15 protein-coding genes and 1 pseudogene are annotated in these 20,450 nt (G+C 69.9%); 8 read left to right on the forward strand and 8 right to left on the reverse strand.

Annotated elements, in window-relative coordinates; genetic code table 11:
* Positions 1–304: 304 nt before the first annotated feature.
* Positions 305–694 (forward strand): annotated as a pseudogene (locus tag ACIDOF_RS02860) (Rv3235 family protein); the annotation flags it as partial.
* Positions 695–788: 94 nt separating this feature from the next.
* On the opposite strand, the gene secA reads toward ACIDOF_RS02860, so the two are convergent.
* A complete protein-coding gene (secA, locus tag ACIDOF_RS02865) occupies positions 789–3,635 on the reverse strand; it encodes a preprotein translocase subunit SecA (RefSeq protein ID WP_409003983.1) in 2,847 nt (948 codons plus the stop codon).
* A 248-nt stretch (positions 3,636–3,883) separates the two neighbouring features.
* Here secA and ACIDOF_RS02870 point away from each other — a divergent pair, with 248 nt between their 5' ends.
* Positions 3,884–4,468: a GNAT family N-acetyltransferase gene (locus tag ACIDOF_RS02870; protein ID WP_409003984.1), complete on the forward strand. Its 585-nt coding sequence runs from the start codon at positions 3,884–3,886 to the stop codon at positions 4,466–4,468.
* A gap of 29 nt (positions 4,469–4,497) precedes the next feature.
* Positions 4,498–5,682: a winged helix-turn-helix domain-containing protein gene (locus tag ACIDOF_RS02875; protein ID WP_409003985.1), complete on the forward strand. Its 1,185-nt coding sequence runs from the start codon at positions 4,498–4,500 to the stop codon at positions 5,680–5,682.
* Between the two features lie 61 nt (positions 5,683–5,743).
* On the opposite strand, the gene ACIDOF_RS02880 is transcribed toward ACIDOF_RS02875, so the two are convergent.
* From ACIDOF_RS02880 to ACIDOF_RS02910, 7 genes are all read right to left on the reverse strand, one after another.
* A complete protein-coding gene (locus ACIDOF_RS02880; RefSeq protein ID WP_409003986.1) occupies positions 5,744–6,490 on the reverse strand; it encodes a response regulator in 747 nt (248 codons plus the stop codon).
* Between the two features lie 185 nt (positions 6,491–6,675).
* Positions 6,676–7,368 (reverse strand): ribosome hibernation-promoting factor, HPF/YfiA family, encoded by a 693-nt coding sequence (gene hpf / locus ACIDOF_RS02885; RefSeq protein WP_409003987.1) that lies wholly within the window; start codon positions 7,366–7,368, stop codon positions 6,676–6,678.
* Positions 7,369–7,685: 317 nt separating this feature from the next.
* A complete protein-coding gene (locus ACIDOF_RS02890; RefSeq protein ID WP_409003988.1) occupies positions 7,686–8,702 on the reverse strand; it encodes a ComF family protein in 1,017 nt (338 codons plus the stop codon).
* A gap of 194 nt (positions 8,703–8,896) precedes the next feature.
* A complete protein-coding gene (locus ACIDOF_RS02895) occupies positions 8,897–10,735 on the reverse strand; it encodes an LpqB family beta-propeller domain-containing protein (protein ID WP_409003989.1) in 1,839 nt (612 codons plus the stop codon).
* Positions 10,725–12,872, reverse strand: a complete 2,148-nt coding sequence (mtrB, locus tag ACIDOF_RS02900; protein ID WP_409003990.1) for an MtrAB system histidine kinase MtrB — start codon at positions 12,870–12,872, stop codon at positions 10,725–10,727. The genes ACIDOF_RS02895 and mtrB overlap by 11 nt, the downstream gene beginning before the upstream one ends.
* A 1-nt stretch (position 12,873) precedes the next feature.
* Entirely contained in the window at positions 12,874–13,563 is a 690-nt protein-coding gene (gene mtrA / locus ACIDOF_RS02905; protein WP_282537543.1) for a two-component system response regulator MtrA, read from the reverse strand.
* 4 nt (positions 13,564–13,567) lie between these two features.
* The gene (locus ACIDOF_RS02910) at positions 13,568–14,800 is read right to left on the reverse strand and encodes an S-methyl-5-thioribose-1-phosphate isomerase (protein WP_409003991.1); all 1,233 of its coding nucleotides are present in this window, start codon (positions 14,798–14,800) and stop codon (positions 13,568–13,570) included.
* A 140-nt stretch (positions 14,801–14,940) separates the two neighbouring features.
* Here ACIDOF_RS02910 and ACIDOF_RS02915 point away from each other — a divergent pair, with 140 nt between their 5' ends.
* From ACIDOF_RS02915 to ACIDOF_RS02935, 5 genes are read left to right on the forward strand one after another with little or no spacing between them, the layout of a single operon-like run.
* Entirely contained in the window at positions 14,941–16,236 is a 1,296-nt protein-coding gene (locus tag ACIDOF_RS02915) for a hypothetical protein (RefSeq protein ID WP_409003992.1), read from the forward strand.
* Between the two features lie 4 nt (positions 16,237–16,240).
* Entirely contained in the window at positions 16,241–16,930 is a 690-nt protein-coding gene (locus tag ACIDOF_RS02920; protein ID WP_409003993.1) for a DUF4129 domain-containing protein, read from the forward strand.
* Complete coding sequence (locus ACIDOF_RS02925; protein ID WP_409003994.1) at positions 16,927–18,105, forward strand: DUF4350 domain-containing protein; 1,179 nt, start codon at positions 16,927–16,929, stop codon at positions 18,103–18,105. Before ACIDOF_RS02920 ends, ACIDOF_RS02925 begins: the two co-directional genes overlap by 4 nt.
* Positions 18,102–19,085, forward strand: a complete 984-nt coding sequence (locus tag ACIDOF_RS02930) for an AAA family ATPase (protein ID WP_409003995.1) — start codon at positions 18,102–18,104, stop codon at positions 19,083–19,085. Before ACIDOF_RS02925 ends, ACIDOF_RS02930 begins: the two co-directional genes overlap by 4 nt.
* An 11-nt stretch (positions 19,086–19,096) precedes the next feature.
* Complete coding sequence (locus tag ACIDOF_RS02935) at positions 19,097–20,407, forward strand: DUF58 domain-containing protein (protein ID WP_409003996.1); 1,311 nt, start codon at positions 19,097–19,099, stop codon at positions 20,405–20,407.
* The last annotated feature ends 43 nt before the right edge of the window (positions 20,408–20,450 follow it).

Genomic DNA, 20,450 nt, shown 5'->3' on the forward strand with positions numbered 1-20,450 from the left:
CCGAGGGAGGTGCTCCGATCCCAGGCGCCCCTTGGCCTCTCACCCTGATAGGTGATCCTTCGGAAGAGCCTCACGGAGCGTGACGCCACATTGCGGAGAAGGCCCCCGTACCCCTACAAGAAGTCCGTGGCTACTGCCCGGTAGTAATGCCGGGCCCAGCAGATACGGGGAAATGATCATGAGCGTCACTCACAACGACTCGGGCGGCTTCAGGGGATCCAGGGGGCCCGGCCGCCCCAAGCCCGGCGGCGCACGCTCCGCCGGCTCAGGCCCGGCAGGCGCACGCTCCGGCGCCCGGTCGGCGACCAGGCCCGCCAACCGGCGCGACCAGCGCAGGCCCGCGACCGTACCGGCGCAGCGGAGGCGGTTTCTGCCGCACGAGCTCTTCGCCGAACGGCTGCTCGCCGTGCTGAGCGGCGAACGTCCGGTGCACTGGATGCTCAACCACACCGTCGGGCACGGCTACCAGCAGCTGGTCGAGCTCGCGCCGCACGCGCCGTTCCAGGCGCACGGCCCGCGTCCCGTCGTCCGCACCTGCAGGGCGCTTCCGCTCAGCCCGGGGGTGGTCGAGGCGAGCGCGTGCATCGGCTCCGGCGACCAGGTGCGGGCGATGGCGTTCCGCCTGGAGCGCGGCGCGGACCTGCGCTGGCGCTGCGCCGCGGTGGAACTCGGCGGCGAACGGCAACCGGCCTGAGACGCCGGGCGTGGACCGACGCCGAGGGGCCGGGCTCAGCACTGCGCTGAGCCCGGCCCCGTACGACCTGGGTACTACCTGCCTGCCGTCCGCGTCACTTCTTGCGGCGGCGGCCGCCCTTCTGGGCCTTGCGGCGCTCGGCGCGCGTCATGCCGTCCGCCGAGGAGCGGACCGCACCGTCGCCGTCGTTGCTGAAGTCGCCCTCCACGACGCCGCCCTCGCCGTCGACCGTCGGCGCCGAGAAGTGCAGCCGGTCCGGGCGCTGCGGGGCCTCGAGGCCCTTGGCGTGGATCTCCGGGCGGCCGGCGCCGGCGGGCACCGCGTCCTCGACCGGAGCCTTCTCCAGGGACGGCGCCTTGTCCTCGACGGGGACCTCCTCGACCTGCTGCTCGACCTGGACCTCCAGGTTGAACAGGTAGCCGACGGACTCCTCCTTGATGCCCTCCATCATGGCGGTGAACATGTCGAAGCCCTCGCGCTGGTACTCGACCAGCGGGTCCTTCTGCGCCATCGCGCGCAGGCCGATGCCCTCCTGGAGGTAGTCCATCTCGTAGAGGTGCTCGCGCCACTTGCGGTCGAGGACGGAGAGGACGACACGGCGCTCCAGCTCGCGCATGATCTCCGAGCCGAGCTGCTCCTCGCGCGCGTCGTACTGCGCGTGGATGTCCTCCTTGATGGACTCGCTGATGAACTCGGCGGTCAGGCCCGCGCGGTCACCGGCCAGGTCCTCCAGCTCCTCGATGCTGACCTGCACCGGGTAGAGCTGCTTGAACGCGCCCCACAGGCGGTCCAGGTCCCACTCCTCGGCGAAGCCCTCGGCGGACTCCGCCTGGATGTAGGCGTCGATCGTGTCGTCCATGAAGTGGCGGATCTGCTCGTGCAGGTCCTCGCCCTTCAGGACGCGGCGGCGCTCGCCGTAGATGACCTCGCGCTGGCGGTTCAGGACCTCGTCGTACTTGAGGACGTTCTTACGGGTCTCGAAGTTCTGCTGCTCGACCTGCGACTGGGCGGAGGCGATGGCGCGGGTGACCATCTTGTTCTCGATCGGGACGTCGTCCGGGACGTTGGCCATCGCCATGACGCGCTCGACCATCTGGGCCTTGAACAGGCGCATCAGGTCGTCGCCGAGCGAGAGGTAGAAGCGGGACTCGCCGGGGTCGCCCTGACGGCCGGAACGACCGCGGAGCTGGTTGTCGATCCGGCGCGACTCGTGGCGCTCGGTGCCCAGGACGTACAGACCGCCGAGCTCCTTCACCTCGTCGTGCTCCGCCTTGACGGCCGCCTCGGCGCGCTCCAGGGCGGCGGGCAGGGCCGCGGCCCACTCCTCGATGTGCTCCTCGGGGTCGAGGCCGTGCTGGCGCAGCTCCGCCTCGGCGAGGTCGTCCGGATTGCCGCCGAGCTTGATGTCCGTACCACGACCGGCCATGTTCGTGGCGACCGTGACGGCGCCCTTGCGGCCGGCCTGCGCGACGATCGTGGCCTCACGGTCGTGCTGCTTGGCGTTGAGCACCTCGTGCGGCACGCCGCGCTTGGCGAGCTGCTGCGACAGGTACTCGGACTTCTCGACCGAGGTCGTGCCGACGAGGATCGGCTGGCCCTTGGCGTGCTTCTCGGCGATGTCGTCCACCACCGCGTCGAACTTGGCCTTCTCCGTGCGGTAGATCAGGTCCGACTGGTCGGCGCGCTGCATCGGCCGGTTCGTCGGGATCGGGACGACGCCCAGCTTGTAGATCTGGTGGAACTCGGCGGCCTCGGTCATCGCCGTACCGGTCATGCCGGAGAGCTTGTCGTAGAGACGGAAGAAGTTCTGCAGGGTGATCGTGGCGAGCGTCTGGTTCTCGTCCTTGATGTCCACCCCTTCCTTCGCCTCGATCGCCTGGTGCATGCCCTCGTTGTAGCGGCGGCCGGCGAGGATACGGCCGGTGTGCTCGTCGACGATCATGACTTCGCCGTCGATGACGACGTAGTCCTTGTCCTTCTTGAAGAGTTCCTTCGCCTTGATCGCGTTGTTGAGGTAACCGACGAGCGGGGTGTTCACCGACTCGTAGAGGTTGTCGATGCCCAGCCAGTCCTCGACCTTCTGGACGCCGGACTCGTGGATGGCGACGGTGCGCTTCTTCTCGTCGACCTCGTAGTCCCCGGTCTCCTCGATGCCCTTGAGCTGGTTGCCCGCCTCGCCCCTGGTCAGCCGGGTCACCAGCTTGGCGAAGTCGCCGTACCACTTCGTGGCCTGGTCGGCGGGGCCGGAGATGATCAGCGGCGTACGGGCCTCGTCGACGAGGATGGAGTCGACCTCGTCGACCACCGCGAAGTTGTGGCCGCGCTGGACGAGTTCCTCCTGCGACCAGGCCATGTTGTCGCGGAGGTAGTCGAAGCCGAACTCGTTGTTCGTGCCGTACGTGATGTCGCAGTTGTACTGCTCGCGGCGCTGGGCCGGCGTCATGTTGGCGACGATGCAGCCGACGCTCAGGCCGAGGAACTTGTGGACGCGGCCCATCAGTTCGGAGTCGCGCTCGGCCAGGTAGTCGTTGACCGTGATGAGGTGGACGCCCTTGCCCGAAAGGGCGTTGAGGTACGCCGGCAGCGTGCCGACGAGGGTCTTGCCCTCACCGGTCTTCATCTCCGCGACATAGCCGAGGTGGAGCGCGGCACCACCCATCAGCTGGACGTCGTAGTGCCGCTGGCCGAGGACACGCTTGGCCGCCTCCCGGACGGTGGCGAAGGCCTCCGGCAGCAGGTCGTCGAGGCTGTCACCGGACTTGCCTTCGCTGTCGACCCACTCCTGGTACCGCTCTTTGTACTCGTCCGTGAGGGCGCGCAGCTCGGCGTCGGAGAGGTTGACGAAGTCCTCTTCGATGGAGTTGACCTGGTCCGCGATGCGGTGCAGTTTGCGCAGGATCTTTCCTTCGCCTGCACGCATGAGCTTGTTGAAGACGGACACGAGGGTTGGTCTCCTTGCCGGTCGGGCCTGGCTCGGTCGGTTTCTGTCTCGGATTCGCGGCGGTTCGGGCACAGCAGGTGGGCCCCACCGCAACGGCCATCGTAAGCGAGGACGACTGCGGCTCGGGAGGGTCGTCGTGACGAAGGCCACCCGCCATTCTCTTGGAGAACGCTTCAGGGTCCCGGTAGGTGCCCGTGCGCTCGGCAAAAGTTCTGGCGCCCGCGGTCGGAACGGTCGAGAATCGGCCGATGGAACCGGTCACCCTCACCACCGAACGCCTCGTCCTGCGCCCCCTCGGCCCGGACGACGCGGACGACTGCTACTCCGCGTGTCAGGACCCGGAGATCCAGCGCTGGACGACCGTCCCCTCTCCTTATGAGCGCGCACACGCCGAGACCTTCGCGCACCACTTCGCGCCCGACGCCTGGCGCGACAGCAGGGAGTACACCTTCGCGATCCGCACACGCGCGGAGGGCGTTCTCGCCGCGGTGATGGGCGTCATGCTGCGCGGCGAGGGCGCCGCGGAGGTGGGTTTCTGGGCGGTGAAGGAACAGCGCGGGCGCGGCTACGTCACCGAGGCGCTCCGCACGGTGTCCCGCTGGGCCTTCACACGCGCGGCGATCGATCGGCTGGAGTGGCGCGCCGAGGTGGGCAACACCGCCTCACGCGCGGTGGCGATTCGCGCCGGCTTCACGATGGAGGGCACGCTGCGCGCGGGCTCCCTGCACCGCGGCACCCGACGCGACTGCTGGATCGGCTCGCTGCTTCCCTCGGACCTCCAACTGTCCCCGCTGGACCCGTACTTGCCTCCGAAATCCGCGGGCGGGGCCTGATTGTCAGTGGCGCGCAATACGGTACGGACATGACCTCCGCCGTGCCCTCAGCCGCGACCACAGCCGTCCCCGAAGTCGAGCTCTCCGCCGATGAGGCGCGCCGTATCGCCCTGCGCGCCCAGGGCTTCCTCGGTGCGCCCGACCGCCGCGGCGGGGTGCGCGGCGTCCTGCGTCACCTCGGCGCCGTCCAGCTCGACACGATCTCGGTCCTCGCCCGCTCCCACGAGCTGATTCCGTACGCGCGGCTTGGCGCGGTCGGCCGCAAGCCGGTGGAGGAGGCGTACTGGACGGACACGCACGCGTTCGAGTACTGGTCGCACGCGGCGTGCATCCTGCCCATCGAGGAGTGGCCGCACTTCGCGTTCCGCCGCCGCGCGTACCGCTCCCGGCCGCACTGGCACCACGACCTGAGCCAGTCGGCGTACGACCAGGTGGTGAAGCAGCTGCGCGCCGAAGGGCCGCTCACGGCAACGGAGTTGGGCGGCGCGAAGAACAAGGGCGAGTGGTGGGACTGGTCCGAGTCGAAGGTCGCCGTGGAGCGCGCCCTGATGTACGGCGAGGTGGTGTGCGTCGAGCGCAGGGGCTGGAAGCGGGTGTACGACCTGGCGGAGCGTGCCGTGCCGGGCGAGCTGCTGCATGACGATCTGGACGACCTGGAGTGTCTGCGCCGGCTGGTGCGGCTGGCCGGCGAGGCGCTCGGTGTGGGCACGCGCTCGGACATCGCGGACTACCACCGTCTGAAGAGCGAGCAGTTCGACGCGGTGGTGGCGGATTCGGGTCTGGTGCCGGTGCGGGTCGAGGGCTGGTCCAAGCCGGCCTGGGCGGACCCGGCGGCGCTGGCGAGCACTCCGCGCGGCCGGCATCGGACGACGCTGCTGTCGCCGTTCGACTCGCTGATCTGGGAGCGTGCGCGCACGGAGCGCATCTTCGGCTTCACGCACCGCCTGGAGGCGTATGTGCCGAAGCCGAAGCGGGTGTACGGCTACTTCGCGATGCCGCTGCTGTCCGGTGGCCGTCTCCTCGGCCGCGTGGACCCGGCGCGCGAGGGCAGCACCCTGGTCGCCAGACATGCCTCGCTCGATACGCCGAAGGCCGTGGAGCCGATGGCGCGTGCGCTGCGGGAGGCCGCGGAGTGGGTGGGCTGCGACCAGGTGCGGGTGGAGCGGGTGACTCCGGTGGAGTTGCGCGCCCCGCTGGCGGCGGCGCTCGCCTGAGCCGCCGCCGTACGGCGCTGCCTGCTCCCCCGGGTCCGGCGTGTCAGCCGGGCCCGGCGTGTCAGCGGATCTCGAGGATCTTCTCCCGCATCGCGTAGACCACGGCTTCCATGCGGGAGTGCAGCTGCAGCTTCTCCAGGATGTTGCGCACGTGGTTCTTCACGGTGTTCTCGGAGATGAACAGCTCCTTGGCGATGTCCCGGTTGTTCATGCCGGTGGCGACGAGCTTGAGCACTTCGAGCTCGCGGTCGGTGAGTCTCGGTGCGGGCACGAGCCGGCGCTCGTCGGTGCGCTGGATCATCGACTTGAACTCGGTGAGCAGCTTGGACGCCATGGAGGGGCTGATCTGCGATTGGCCGTCGGCGACGGCGCGGATCGCGGTCGACACCTCGTCCGTGGAGATCTCCTTGAGGAGATAGCCGGTGGCACCGGCCTTGATCGCGTCGTAGAGGTCGGCCTCCTCGTCGCTGATCGTCAGCATGATGATCTTGGCGCTGGGGGCGACTTCCTTGATGGCGGTGCACGCCTCGATGCCGCCGCGCTTGGGCATGCGGACGTCCATGAGAACGATGTCCGGCAGCAGGTCGGCCGCCTTGTCCACGGCCTCGGAGCCGTCCCCCGCCTCTCCGACGACCTGGATGTCCTCCTCCTGTGCAAGGACGATCTCCAGCCCCCGCCGGAAGAGCGCGTGGTCGTCCACCACGAGGACCCGGATGGGCTCCTTCCGTGGGGCTTCCGCCTCCGTCCCGATGCTTACGACGTCGTCGTCCGCACCCTCGTCACGCAGTGGTCCAAACGTGCCCGCCATCGTTCCTCCCCCTGAAGGCCGAGGCCTGTTCAAGATGCCGCAACCCGCTTCCGTGGCACACGGGTTGGCCTGCTCGGCCATGATTTCATGCCCCGACGGCGCACCTGTGCCGGAAGGGGTCGCACGATGGTGCCCCTGGGGGCGCACATGCGCTCCAGGGGCACCACCGTCGCTGTCATCGAGGGTCAGCCGCCGAGCGAGCCGCCGGGCGCGGTCGACTGGGCCTTCGACACCATCGGGTCCGTGCTGAGGTGGATGACGCCGTAGTCGTAGGCGTGGCGTCGGTAGACGACGCTGGGTTCCTTGGTCTCGGAGTCGACGAACAGGTAGAAGTCGTGCCCGACCAACTCCATCTCGTAGAGCGCCTGATCGAGTGACATGGGTGTCGCGACGTGGGTCTTCTCGCGTACGACGATGGGGCCGTCGCCCTGGATCTCGAGGGAACCGATCCGCTTCGTCGGTACGCCTTCTTCCTCTTCGGCCGGGACGGGCGTGCCGTCGCCGTTGAGGGTGGCTGCGCCGGGGACTCGGTCGGCCACTTCGGCCGCGGAGAGTCGGCCGTTGCCACGGCGCGTGGAGCGCTTGCTGTGCTGCTTGCGCAGTCGTGCTTCCAGCTTCTCCTGGGCCAGGTCGAGCGCAGCGTACGGATCGCTGGCCGAGGCCTCTGCCCGGATCACCGGGCCGCGCGTGCGCAGAGTGATCTCTACGCGGTCAGAACGGTCGGCCTGTCGCGGATTGGGCTCCTTGGACACCTCGACGTCGAGGTTGATGACCTTGGCATCGAGCTTCTGGATCTTGTCCAGCTTCAGCTTCTCGGCCACGTGCTTGCGGAACCGCTCGGGCACCTCTGTCTTGCGGCCCTTGACGACGATGTCCACGCAGAACTCCGTTCCCGGATCGCTCCGCGGTCTTGGGCGGAGCGTCTCCCTTTTGCACCAGACTCCGGTGTGACCCCGGAGTCACGGACTCGGTGACTTCCACCTCCTCCTCCCCCATGGGCAAGATCTCCACCCCACCGGTGCGGGTGATTGCGGAAAATCCACGCACCAGCATTCCGATATACGAGGTCAGGCGGCTGGCCTTTCCTCACAACCGAACATATCTCGCCCGGACGGATGTCGTCACCCTCTACTGCGGCGTACCTCCGTTCAGGTGTATTTCGACTCTCACTACCTGCAACGATGCAAGTTCTCGCTCAGTTCCGGTTTATTTCGAAGGAATCCGGAGAAGTGGCGATCACCGCCGCGCGCAGCCGGAACATTCCTCGGTGTTCGATCGTTCTCGGTGCTCCCGCCAGGGCGTTGGGTGCGCTTGTATCCACTGTTCCGCCCCGACTTGCTGCCCGCGACCCGGCTTGTCCTCCGGCTCGGGTTACTTGTGTTCTCCTCACACGTACTCGCGTCCCTGCGGCGGCAAGAGCGCGGGCTCCTTCCGCCAGGGATGCGCCTGTCGTCATCAGGTCGTCGACCAGGACCACGCTGCGGCCCGCGAGGAGCCGTTCCGCGCCCGGCACGACCTCCAGCGCGCCGCTCATGTTCGCCATCCGCTGCCGGGAGTTGAGCCCCGACTGGTCCGCGACGGTGCGCCGCTGTCGCAGTGCGGGGAGCACCTGGGCCCCGATGCCCGTGCGCCGCAGCTCGCGCGCGGCGGCGCGGGCGATCCGCCGCACTGAGTCGTGCCCGCGCGCGGCGACGGCCCGCCCGGCCGACGGCATGGGCACCAGCAGGACCGGGTCCTCCGACAGGACCGGGTCCTCCGATTCGTACGCACCACCCCCATAGGCACCCCCATATGCACCGCCATGGGAACCCCCGCTGGTTCCGTCGGAGGCGTCCCTGTTGGTTCCACCGTGTCCCCCGTTCTCGTCGTCCCACACGTCCCACGTATCCCGCGCCTCATCCGCGCCGCGCCTGATGCCGTGGCCGGTCCCCGCACTCACCGCGCCTGCGAGGGCGGCGCCCAGTGGCTCCGCCAGTGCCAGGGCGCCCCGCTCTTTGTGGGCGAGCAGGATGGTGCGCACCGTGTCCGCATAGGGCGCGGCCGCGTGCACCACCGGCAGTCCGGCCGGCTCGTGGTTGGGTCGCGCACGGCGTGGCTCGCTGCCGTACAGCGCTGCCCGGCAGGTGTCGCACAGGAGGGTCCGGGGCCGCCCGCAGCCCGCGCAGTCGGCGGGCAGCACCAGGTCGGCGAGGTCGCGCCACCAACCCCGCATGCCGTTCACTCTGCCAAGGCGGCGAGCTCCCCGCCACCCCTGTGGATAACTTCCGGGAGGGCGTCGAAATCGCAGGTCAGAAGCCGAGCGAGGATCCCAAGTAGGCTTAGGGTGACGGGATTTGACGTACCGTCAAACCGCGAAGTCGTCCGAGCAGCACAGTCGCCAGCCGCCAGTCGCCTGGCGCCAGTCGCCTAGCCGGGATAGACCGGCGACGACCCGTCCTTGACCACCGGGCGCCAGTTCGCGCCCGGAGGCAGTCGGACGATGCCGTCCTCCTCGGAGCGGGCGACCATCGGCAGCCGCTCGTCCTCCGAAGCCGCGATGTCCGTCACGCCGGTGAGCGCGGGCAGCGTCGAGTCCTGCACGACCGAGCCGTCGCTCTGCACGTACTGCAACTGCTGGACGCCGCCTGCCTCCTTGCCGACCACAACGAGACGGCTGCCGCCGGCCCAGGACATGGCCGTGACGTCCTCCATCTGTGGTGCGCCCGGCCGGAGTTCGACGACCGACACCTCGGGGTCCTCGGACGTGCCCTGCCGCTCGACCCGGCCTATCTTCAGCTCGGTCCTGCCGTCGTGCTCGACGATCAGCGCGACGCGCACTCCGTCGGCCGACACCCGTACGGCGTTGATCCGGGCGTCGCCCAGACCGGCGACCTTGACCTCGACGGGCTTCCCGCCGCCCTGCGCCAGCCACAGCAGTCGCTGGTCGCGCGGGTTCCGGTCGGCCACCCACAGGTCGCCGCGGCCGTCCCAACTCGGCTTCGTCAGGCGGTCCTTCTCCTGCTTGGCGCTGCTGCGGACCTCGGTCTTCTCCAGCCGTTCGTCGGACAGCAGGGACCCCACGTACAGCGAGCGGCCGTCGTTCGACACCCCCGCCGCGCGGTCCTCCGCACGCGACACCGCGGCCGAGCGCAGTTGCCGTTCGCCGTTGCCGAGCGGGCCGGGGACCGGCTCCACCTCGTCGTCGTTCTTCGGCATCCGCACCAGGCGGTGCTTGTCGTCGATGAAGTACTGGTAGTCCGCGCCGTTCAGCGAGCGGTTGGGCGCGCTGGCCTCGGCCTGGTCGGCGTCGAGGGCGCACAGCTTGCGGCCGTCGGCGCGCTGCAGCTCCACCTGCTCGATACCCGCGGGCGTCAAGTCCCGGAGGGTGAAGAAGAGTTGAGCGGCCATCTTCGCGCAGCGGTCGGGTTTCACGGCGTTCGCCCGCTCGTTCAGCGGGACCTTCAGATAGTTCTGGTCGTCCGGCGCAAGGGACTTGACGCCCTTCTTCAGCCCGATGCCCGACGGGAAGCGGGAGTCCGCCACGTTGTCGAGCCAGTTCGTCGGGCCGTCGAGCAGCGAACGCACCGCCTGCGTCACCGGGTCTATCCGCTTGCGGACGTACACCGGGTCGGCCACCATCGCCGGCGCCTGCTGCACCTCGCCGCCGTCCGACGAGGAAGGCGACGCGTAGTAGTACTTGTTGACCGGCAGATAGAGGCGCTCGAAGTCCGACTGCGCCAGCACCACGCCGTTCGGCGGAACGTCGATCCGCCACTCGTCGCCGTCCTGCCGGACGAGATGCACCAGCGAGGAGTACTGCCCCTGCTCCGACAGATACGCGTGCTCGTCGTCGACCGTGCCGATCATCCGGCCCGTCAGCGCGTACAGATAGCCGTCCCCGTCCGGGTCCGTTCTCGTACGCGTCGAGTCCGTGTTGGGGCCGTCGGCCAGGACCGTCGTGGACCGCTCCGGCTCCCAGCGCTGCGACGCCTCCTTGGTCAGGTACTTCCTGGCCGTCGAGAACTCCGGATCGTCGCTGGTCAGCGCCTCGAGGAAGCCCTCGACGATCTCCGAAGGGCTCGCGTCCTTCTGCGGCGGCACGGCGAAGACCTGCACCTGCGGTTCCTGCGGCGAGGCGTCCACATGCTCGACGCCCCCGCTGTCCGGCATGGAGGCACACCCGGCGAGCACCACCGCGGCGCACGCGAACACCACGGCGGTACGCGAGGAGCGGATGAGCCCGGACCGTCCACGATCAGCGCCCACGCGCACTCTCCTCTTCCGCCGCTCTCGGTGCCGGTGCTTCGCGTTCCGACTGTGGCTCTGCCTCTGGCTCTGTCTCCGGCGCTGCCTTCGGCTCAGGCTTCGGCTCTGGTGCTGCTTCCGCCTCAGGCTCCGGCTTTGCCTCAACCGACTTGGCTACGGGGGCCGTTGACGTCTCCGGTGCGCCGACCTGCCGCGGTACGACGCGTGCCCCGCTGCCCGGCAGCGCCGTCGGGTCCGCGCTGGGCGGGGGCGCGAGCAGCGTCGACGCGGTCGGCGGCACGGCCACCGGCGCGCGCTCGGCCACCGGCTGGGCCGGCACCGTCGCCTGCTTGCCCTGCTCACCGTCGGCCGTACGGCCCGCTTCCTTGCGGGCGCTGTTGCGGCGCGAGTCGTCCGGCTCCAGCGGTATCGGGGAGCCTCGCAGGGCCTCGTCCGCGGTGCGCGGCAGCGTCAGGCGGAACTGCGAACCGCCGCCGGGCTCACCCCAGGCCTGCAGCCAGCCGCCGTGCAGCCGCGCGTCCTCGAGCGCGATGGACAGGCCGAGACCCGTGCCACCGGTCGTACGCGCGCGTGCCGGGTCGGCGCGCCAGAACCTGTTGAAGACCCGCGTCGCCTCCCCCGGCTTCAGGCCCACGCCGTAGTCCCGCACCGCGACCGCGACCGCGCCTCCCGCAGCGCCGAGGCGTACGACCACGTCCTTGCCGTCGCCGTGCTCCACCGCGTTCACCACGAGGTTGCGCAGGACCCGCTCCACGCGGCGCGCGTCCGCCTCCGCCACGACCGGCTGCTCGTCGCCGACGACCCGGATCCGGCCGCCCTTCGCCTCCGCCAGCGGCTCGGCGCCGCCGACCACTCTCCGTACGACGTCCCGCAGGTCCGTCGGCTCCGCCTCGAGCGCCGCTGCGCCCGCGTCGAAGCGGCTGATCTCCAGCAGGTCCGCGAGCAGCGACTCGAACCGGTCCAGCTGGTCCGCGAGCAGCTCCGCCGACCGCGCGGTGACCGGGTCGAAGTCCACCCGCGCCTCATGGATGACATCGGCGGCCATCCGTACCGTCGTCAGCGGCGTACGCAGCTCGTGCGACACGTCCGAGACGAACCGGCGCTGCATCCGCGACAGGTCCTCCAGCTGCTGGATCTTCAGCTGCAGGTTCTGCGCCATCTTGTTGAAGGCCTCGCCGAGCCGGGCGATGTCGTCCTCGCCGGTGACCTTCATCCGCTCCTGGAGCCGCCCGGCGGACAGCCGCTCCGCGATCCCCGCCGCCATCCGCACCGGCGTGACGACCTGCCGCACGACCAGCCACGCGATCGCCCCGAGCAGCACCACCACGAACAGCCCGGCCGTGGCCAAGGTGCCCTTGACCAGGCTCAACGACTTCTCCTCCTGCGTCAGCGGGAAGAGGTAGTACAGCTGGTACGGATCGTTGTTGATGTCCGTCAGCCGCTTGCCGACGACAAGGCCGGCGACCGGGTCCGGCCCCGACTCCGTGTACACGATCCGGGAGAAGCTCTGGTACGCGCCGTCGGCTCGGTCGACCTGCGTGCGCAGCTCGTTCGGGACGCTCTTCAGCGCGTCGACGTAACCGGAGGCACGCGGTCCGCGGCCCCGTCCGGCGTCACTGCCCGCGGCGAGCGCCACCACGTGGAACGCGCTCTGGCCGCCGCTCGACAGCTGCGTGACCAGGTCGGAGCGCCACAGGACCGCGTTCTGCTTGCCCATGTTGTTGGCGGCGCCGCCGGCGCCCGCGCCCTGACTGTCCGCCGCGTTCTCCTGGGCGACCTTGAAACCGCCGGTCGCCTGGATCTGTGCAGCCTTCTCCTTGGCGTCGAGCAGGCCGTTGCGCACCTGCCCGATGACCACGAAGCCGAGCAGCAGGACCACTCCGAGCGACATGACCAGGGTGGCCGCGACGACCCGCAGCTGGATGTTGCGCCGCCACAGCCGCATCACCGGCAGCAGCGGTCGCCGCACCCAGCGGGAGAACAGCCGCAACACCGGGCTGCCCTGCACACCGTCCTGCAGCAGCAGCCCACCGTCGATCAGCCGCCCGAACCGGGGGGTGCGCCCTGTCGGGCTCACCGGCCGCCCCTGGCGGTTCCCCGGCTCCCCGGGCGCCGAAGCGGCACTGTCCCGGGACATGTCAGCTGGGTCCGGCCTTGTAGCCGACACCGCGGACCGTCACGACGATCTCCGGGCGCTCGGGGTCCTTCTCGACCTTCGAGCGCAGCCGCTGCACATGCACGTTCACGAGGCGCGTGTCCGCCGCGTGCCGGTAGCCCCACACCTGCTCGAGGAGCACCTCACGCGTGAACACCTGCCACGGCTTCCTGGCCAGCGCCACCAGCAGGTCGAACTCCAGCGGCGTCAGCGCGATCGACTGGCCGTCCCGCTTCACGGAGTGACCGGCCACGTCGATCACCAGGTCACCGATCGCCAGCTGCTCCGGCGCCGGCTCCTCCGACCTGCGCAGCCTGGCCCGGATACGGGCCACCAGCTCCTTGGGCTTGAACGGCTTCACGATGTAGTCGTCGGCGCCCGACTCGAGGCCCACCACCACATCGACGGTGTCGCTCTTCGCCGTGAGCATCACGATCGGCACCCCGGACTCCGCCCTGATCAGGCGGCACACCTCGATGCCGTCCCGACCGGGCAGCATCAGATCGAGCAGCACCAGATCCGGCTTGGTCTCACGGAAGGCAGCCAGCGCCTTGTCGCCATCAGCTACGAACGACGGCTCAAAACCCTCACCACGGAGCACGATGCCCAACATCTCGGCCAGTGCTGTGTCGTCGTCGACGACAAGGACTCGTCCCTTCATGACTGACATCATCCCATTAGCTAATCGTTACCTGGCGTGACCTGTCACACAGCTCCACGAGCCCGTCGGCGGTCACCGGCGAGACGGCCCCGTACTCGGTGACGATCGCCGTCACCAGCTCCGGCGGCGTCACATCGAACGCCGGGTTGTACGCCCGCGTCCCCGCGGGCGCCACAGAGCGGCTTTCCGGCACCCCGCCGACCCCCGGCAGCGGCGGCACCATGACCTCCGTCACTTCCTGTCCCGCCCGCTGCTCGACCTCGATCGCGGCCCCGCCGGGCGTATCCGGATCCACCGTCGTGACCGGCGCCACCACGATGAACGGCACGTGGTGATAGCGGGCGAGCACGGCGAGCGGATAGCTCCCCACCTTGTTCGCCACCGAACCGTCGGCCGCGATCCGGTCCGCCCCGATCACCACCGCGTCCACCTCCCCCGCAGCGAACAGCGAACCCGCCGCGTTGTCCGTCAGCAACGTGTACGGCATGCCGTGCCGCGCCGCCTCGTACGCCGTGAGCCGGGCGCCCTGCAGCAGCGGCCGCGTCTCGTCCACCCACAGCCGCCGCAGCCGCCCCTCCCTGTGCGCGGCGAGCGCCACGGCCAGCGCGGTGCCCTCGCCGCCGGAGACCAGGGCGCCGGTGTTGCAGTGCGTGAGGATCCGGTAGCCGCCGCCTCCGGATGCCGGGCCGCTTGTGCGCGCGGAGCCCGCCACTGAGTGGCCCCCGGCCGCCGGGCGGCTTCCGGGAGCGGAGCCTCCGGCCGCCAGCAGCTCGTCGAGCAGCGCCAAGCCGTGCTCGGCCATCCGTCGGCTTCCGTCCGCGTCCTCCGCGTGCAGCGCCTTCGCCTCGGCCAGCGCTCTGGCCGCGGCTTCCGGCTGCCCGGCTCCGCTCACGACGGCGGCTCGGTACGCGGCCTGCGCCCGGCGCACTCCACGGGCCAGGTTCACCGCCGTGGGCCGCGCCGTCGCGAGCGCCTCGGCCGCCTCGTCCACGTCGTGCCCCCGCGCGGCGGCGAGCGCGACCCCGTACGCACCGGCGATCCCGAGCAGCGGCGCTCCCCGCACGGCCAGCGACCGGATCGCCTGCACCAGCGCCGGCACGTCCTTGCACGCCAGCTCGGTTTCCTCGGTCGGCAGCCGGGTCTGGTCGAGCAGGACCACCACCGGCCCCTGAGGCGAGGAGTCCCAGCGGATCGAAGGGATCCGTATCCGCCCGCCGTCCTCGTGGGATTGCGCGTACTGATCAGCCATCCGCCCAGTCTGCCCTTTCCCTGTCGGACAATTGAAGGTAAGCAGCTCATCCAGCACCCCGTCCCCGAACGAGCACACCGTGGCACGATGGCAGCCAACCTGCCGCCGCAACCGCGGTCGTGCACCGTGAAGGAGCGACGATGAACGACACTCCGGGCTGGGCCTCGCCCGGATCCACCCCCTCCGAAGGACCGGACGGGGAGACTCCCCGCCCCGCCGAGCCGACCGCCCCTCAGGACGGGCCGAGCTCCAAGTGGTCCAAGGAACAGCCTCCGCCCGCCCAGTGGTCGGCGCCCGGCGCTCCCGGCCCTGGCCAGACGCCCCCGCCCTCGGGCGGCCCGGGTGGTCAGGGCGGTTGGGGCGGCGGCCCCGGTGGGCCTCCCGGCCAGCCCGGTCAGCCGCGCGGTGGCTGGGGCGGCGGAGGCTGGGGCGCACCGCCTGCCGCGGCGAAGCCCGGCGTCATCCCGCTCCGCCCGCTCGGCGTCGGCGAGATCCTCGACGGAGCCGTCTCCACGATGCGCGCCCACTGGCGCACCGTCCTGGGCATCTCCCTCGCCGTGGCCCTGGTCACGGAGCTGATCGTCGTCCTGCTGCAGGGCCTCGTCCTCAACTCGCAGGCCACCACCGACGCCCTCAGCGACCCGAGCGCCACGGTCGAGGAGCTCACCAACGCCCTGACCACCACGCTCCTCGACTCCGGCGTCATCCTCCTGGTGTCCCTGCTCGGCAGTTTCGTCGTCACCGCGCTGCTCACCATGGTCACCAGCCGCGCCGTCCTGGGTAAGCCGGTGACCACCGGTGAGGCCTGGCGCGACGCCCGGCCGCAGCTCCCGCGTCTTCTCGGGCTCACCTTCCTGCTGCCCCTGCTGGCCGCCGCCATCGTCACCGTCGGCACCCTGCCCGGCATCCTCGTCGCCATCGCGGGCGCCGGTCGGGCGGGTACGTCGCTCGCGCTCCTGGGCGGGCTCGGCGGACTGATCGTCACCATCTGGCTGATGGTCCGGTTCTCCCTCTCCTCGCCCGCGCTGATGCTGGAGAAGCAGACCGTACGCAAGGCCCTCGGCCGTTCCGCGAAGCTCGTCCAGGGCTCGTGGTGGCGGGTCTTCGGCATCCAGCTGCTGGCGGCGATCCTCGTGAACATCGTGGTGTCGGTCATCCTGATCCCGTTCACCGCCGTCGCCGTGGCCCTCAGCGGCGACGGAGTCAGCGGGTTCCTCAACAGCGGTGCCGGGAACGTCGGTTGGACGTTCCTGATCATCACGGGCATCGGTTCCGTCATCGGCTCCATGCTCGCCTTCCCCATCACTGCGGGCGTCTCGGTGCTCCTGTACATCGATCTGCGGATCCGCCGCGAGGCCCTCGACCTGGAGCTGGCCCGCGCCGCCGGCGTCCAGGGCTACGGCTCCCCCTCCCCCGGCACCACACCCGGGAGTTGATGCGGTGACGACGGCGGGGGGATTCCACGGGGCGGGGGTCGTGCTGCCGCTGTCCGGCGACGAACCGCCGGTCACCATCGAGCGCGTTCCGGCACGGGAAGCCGCGGAGCGCGAACTGTCCAGGCCGATGTACCACGAGAACGATCCGAGCCTCCTCCAGCGAGCCCTCGACCGCTTCTGGGAGTGGGTCGGCGACCTCTTCGACGCCGCCGCGGGGGCAACTCCCGGCGGCGCCGTCGGAGTCGTCGTGCTCGTCCTGGTCGTGCTGCTCCTCCTGGGCGCCTTGTGGTGGCGCCTGGGGACTCCCCACCGCGCCCCGTCGTCCTCCGCCCCCGTCTTCGACGACCGCCCCCGCAGCGCCGCCGAGCACCGCGCGGCCGCCGAGGCCCACGCAGCGGACCAGCAGTGGAGCCAGGCCCTGCAGGAACGCATGCGCGCCGTCGTACGCTCCCTCGAAGAGCGCGCCCTCCTCGATCCCCGGCCCGGCCGCACCGCCGACGAAGCCGCTTCCGAGGCCGCCCGCTCCTTGCCCTCCCACGAGGCCGGACTGCACACGGCAGCCCGCGACTTCGACGACGTCACGTACGGCGGACGCAGCGCCGACGAGCGCGCGTATCGCCGGATCGCCGACCTCGACCGGGACATCGAACGCACCCAGCCCGTCCTCGCCCCCTCTCCAGGGGCCGCCGAATGACCGAAGCCGCCGCCTCCACCTCGGTCTCCACAACTCCTCGCCAGGTGTGGGCCCGTACGCGCGGGCTCCTCCTCGGCTTCGTCGTCCTGCTCGCCGCCGGCATCGCCATCGCCGCCATCCGCTCGGGCGGCCACCACGGCCGGCTCGACCCCCGCGCGGCAGACCCTTACGGCAGCCGAGCTGTGGCCGAACTCCTCGCCGACCGGGACGTATCCACCCGCGTGGTCACCACGAGCAAGGCCGCCGCCGCAGCCGCGGGCCCGGACACCACTCTGCTGATCGCCAACCCCGACCTGCTCACGAAGAAGCAGCAGTCGGCCCTCCGCTCCGCGACGAAGCGCTCGTCCGGCCGCACTGTCCTGGTGGCCCCCGGGAAGCCCTCCCTCCCAGGTCTCGCACCTGGTGTCAGCGCCATGCAGCCAAGCGACAAGACGACGCTCAAGCCCGCCTGTTCCCTCCCCGAGGCCCGCCGGGCAGGCAGCGCCGACACCGGCGGCATCCGCTACGACTCGACCCTCACGGCCACCACGTCCTGCTACACGAGCGAAGGCCTCCCCACCCTCCTTCGCATTCCGTCCGGCTCCGGGGACACCGTCCTCCTCGGCGCCCCGGACATCCTCTACAACGACCGCCTCGACGAGCACGGCAACGCGTCCCTCGCCCTTCAACTCCTCGGCTCCCGCCCGCATCTCGTCTGGTACCTCCCCTCGCTCAGTGACTCTTCGGCCGCCGCGGACGGCGACCGCAGCTTCTTCGACCTCATTCCGTCCGGCTGGAGCTGGGGTGCCCTGCAGCTCACGGTCGCCGCCGTACTTGCCGCCCTCTGGCGCGGCCGCCGCTTCGGCCCCTTGGTGCAGGAACGCCTTCCCGTGACGATCCGCGCCTCCGAAGCCGTGGAGGGCAGGGCCCGCCTGTACAGCAAGGCCAGGGCACGCGACCGCGCCGCGAAGGCTCTTCGCTCCGCCACCCGCATTCGCCTGGCCCCACTTGTAGGCGTCCCGCAGGCCCGCGCCCACGCCCCGGAGACGCTGCTCCCTGCCGTGTCCGCCCAACTCCCCGACAGCTACGCCGATCTGCCTGATCTCCTCTTCGGGTCTCCCCCTCCCGACGACGCTGCTCTGATCACTCTCGCCGACCGACTCGACGCCCTCGAAAGAGAGGTACGCACCTCATGAGCGCCCCGATCGCAGACTCCGCAGGGAACGCGGACGCCGCCCGTTCCTCCCTGGAGGCTCTGCGCACCGAGATCGCCAAGGCCGTGGTCGGCCAGGACCCTGCCGTCACGGGCCTTGTGGTCGCTCTGCTGTGCCGAGGTCACGTCCTGCTCGAGGGCGTCCCTGGCGTCGCCAAGACTCTCCTCGTGCGGGCCCTGTCGGCTGCTCTCGACGTCGACACCAAGCGCGTCCAGTTCACTCCCGACCTGATGCCCAGCGACGTCACCGGTTCCCTCGTCTATGACGCGCGTACTGCGGAGTTCTCCTTCCAGCCTGGCCCGGTGTTCACGAATCTCCTGCTGGCCGACGAGATCAACCGCACCCCGCCGAAGACGCAGTCCTCCCTCCTGGAGGCGATGGAGGAGCGTCAGGTCACGGTCGACGGCACGCCTCGCCCGCTTCCAGAGCCGTTCCTCGTCGCAGCAACTCAGAACCCGGTCGAGTACGAGGGCACTTACCCCCTTCCCGAGGCCCAGCTCGACCGCTTCCTCCTCAAGCTCAACGTCGCGCTTCCATCACGGCAGGACGAGATCGCCGTACTGACCCGCCACGCGGACGGCTTCAATCCGCGAGACCTTCAGGCGGCGGGCGTCCGGCCCGTTGCCGGCCCTGCAGACCTTGAAGCGGCCCGCGTATCGGTCGCCAAGACGTCCGTCTCCCCTGAGATCACCGGCTATGTTGTCGACATCTGCCGCGCCACCCGCGAATCGCCGTCTCTCACTCTCGGCGTCTCGCCCCGTGGGGCTACTGCTTTGCTGGCCACTGCACGCGCCTGGGCTTGGCTCACTGGTCGGGACTACGTGATCCCGGACGATGTGAAAGCTCTTGCTCTGCCTACGTTGCGACACCGGGTTCAGTTGCGTCCCGAGGCCGAGATGGAGGGAGTCACCGCTGACTCTGTGATCAGCGCGATCCTCACCAACGTCCCCGTACCCCGCTGAGGCCACTGCTCATGGTCCCCACAGGACGCGCCGCTCTTCTCGCGGCCATCGGCACGATCCCTGTCGGCTTCATCGAGCCGAGCTGGACAGGGATTCTCGCCGTCAATTCCCCTCTCGCACTGGCAATGATGTGCGACTACGCCCTCGCCGCGCCAGTGCGAAGGCTCCGTTTCACTCGATCCGGTGACACAAATGTTCGACTTGGCGAGGACGCCGAGGTCTCCCTGAACGTTGCGAACCCATCAAGACGCCCGCTCCGCGCCCGGCTTCGCGATGCGTGGCCGCCCAGCAGCCAGCTGCCCGGCAAGGAGCCCACGGCCTCCCGTCAACGCCTCATGGTCCCGCCCGGCGAGCGACGCAGGATCACGACGAGACTCCGCCCATCCCGCCGTGGTGACCACCAGGCAGAACGTGTCACGGTCCGTTCCCTCGGCCCTCTGGGCCTCATCGCGCGCCAAGGCGGCCACAAAATCCCTTGGACACTCCGCGTCCTGCCGGCGTTCCACAGCCGCAAGCACCTGCCGTCAAAGCTGTCCCGTCTGCGCGAACTCGACGGTCGCACCAGCGTCTTGACTCGCGGCGAGGGCACAGAGTTCGACAGCCTCCGCGACTACGTTCCCGGCGATGACACGAGGTCCATCGATTGGCGAGCCACCGCCCGCCAATCGGCCGTCGCCGTACGCACCTGGCGTCCCGAACGGGACCGCCACATCCTCCTGGTCCTAGACACCGGCCGCACGTCAGCCGGCCGCGTGGGTGACGCACCTCGCCTCGACGCATCGATGGACGCGGCACTCCTACTAGCGGCCCTGGCCACCAGGGCGGGCGACCGCGTCGATCTCCTGGCCTATGACAGGCGGATCCGCACCCTCGTTCAGGGCCGAACTGCGAACGAACTCCTGCCCGCGCTGGTCAACTCCCTGGCTGCCCTCGAACCGGAGCTCGTCGAAACCGATGCAAGAACTCTGGCCGCCACAGTCCTGAAGACTGCCCCGCGGCGCTCTCTGGTCGTACTTCTCACCAGCCTTGATGCAGCTCCTATGGAAGAAGGCCTTCTCCCTGTGCTGCCTCAACTCACGAAGCGCCATGCAGTTATCGCGGCATCTGTTTCAGACCCCCAGGTCGATCACATGGCCGCTGGCCGAGGAAATGCGGAAGCCGTATACGGAGCTGCCGCAGCAGCACAGGCTCAAGAGGAACGTCGGCGTACCGCAGAACGCCTGTCACGCCACGGCGTAACAGTGATCGATGCGCCCCCGAGTGAATTGGCGCCGGCTCTGGCAGATGCCTATCTCGCCTTGAAGGCTTCAGGCCGCCTGTGAATTGCGTTCAGAGAGTGACCCATTTCGGTTGGGACGAAAAATA

Source organism: Streptomyces sp. Da 82-17 (assembly GCF_046098215.1).
Lineage (GTDB): Bacteria > Actinomycetota > Actinomycetes > Streptomycetales > Streptomycetaceae > Streptomyces.

What these genes read in the sequence shown, in the direction of transcription:
- ACIDOF_RS02870 (WP_409003984.1), top strand. Translation starts at nt 3,884, where the DNA reads ATGGAACCGGTCACCCTCACCACCGAACGCCTCGTCCTGCGCCCCCTC.
- ACIDOF_RS02875 (WP_409003985.1), top strand. Translation starts at nt 4,498, where the DNA reads ATGACCTCCGCCGTGCCCTCAGCCGCGACCACAGCCGTCCCCGAAGTC.
- ACIDOF_RS02880 (WP_409003986.1), bottom strand. Translation starts at nt 6,490, where the DNA reads ATGGCGGGCACGTTTGGACCACTGCGTGACGAGGGTGCGGACGACGAC.
- ACIDOF_RS02890 (WP_409003988.1), bottom strand. Translation starts at nt 8,702, where the DNA reads ATGCGGGGTTGGTGGCGCGACCTCGCCGACCTGGTGCTGCCCGCCGAC.
- mtrB (WP_409003990.1), bottom strand. Translation starts at nt 12,872, where the DNA reads ATGTCCCGGGACAGTGCCGCTTCGGCGCCCGGGGAGCCGGGGAACCGC.
- mtrA (WP_282537543.1), bottom strand. Translation starts at nt 13,563, where the DNA reads ATGATGTCAGTCATGAAGGGACGAGTCCTTGTCGTCGACGACGACACA.
- ACIDOF_RS02910 (WP_409003991.1), bottom strand. Translation starts at nt 14,800, where the DNA reads ATGGCTGATCAGTACGCGCAATCCCACGAGGACGGCGGGCGGATACGG.
- ACIDOF_RS02915 (WP_409003992.1), top strand. Translation starts at nt 14,941, where the DNA reads ATGAACGACACTCCGGGCTGGGCCTCGCCCGGATCCACCCCCTCCGAA.
- ACIDOF_RS02925 (WP_409003994.1), top strand. Translation starts at nt 16,927, where the DNA reads ATGACCGAAGCCGCCGCCTCCACCTCGGTCTCCACAACTCCTCGCCAG.
- ACIDOF_RS02930 (WP_409003995.1), top strand. Translation starts at nt 18,102, where the DNA reads ATGAGCGCCCCGATCGCAGACTCCGCAGGGAACGCGGACGCCGCCCGT.
- ACIDOF_RS02935 (WP_409003996.1), top strand. Translation starts at nt 19,097, where the DNA reads ATGGTCCCCACAGGACGCGCCGCTCTTCTCGCGGCCATCGGCACGATC.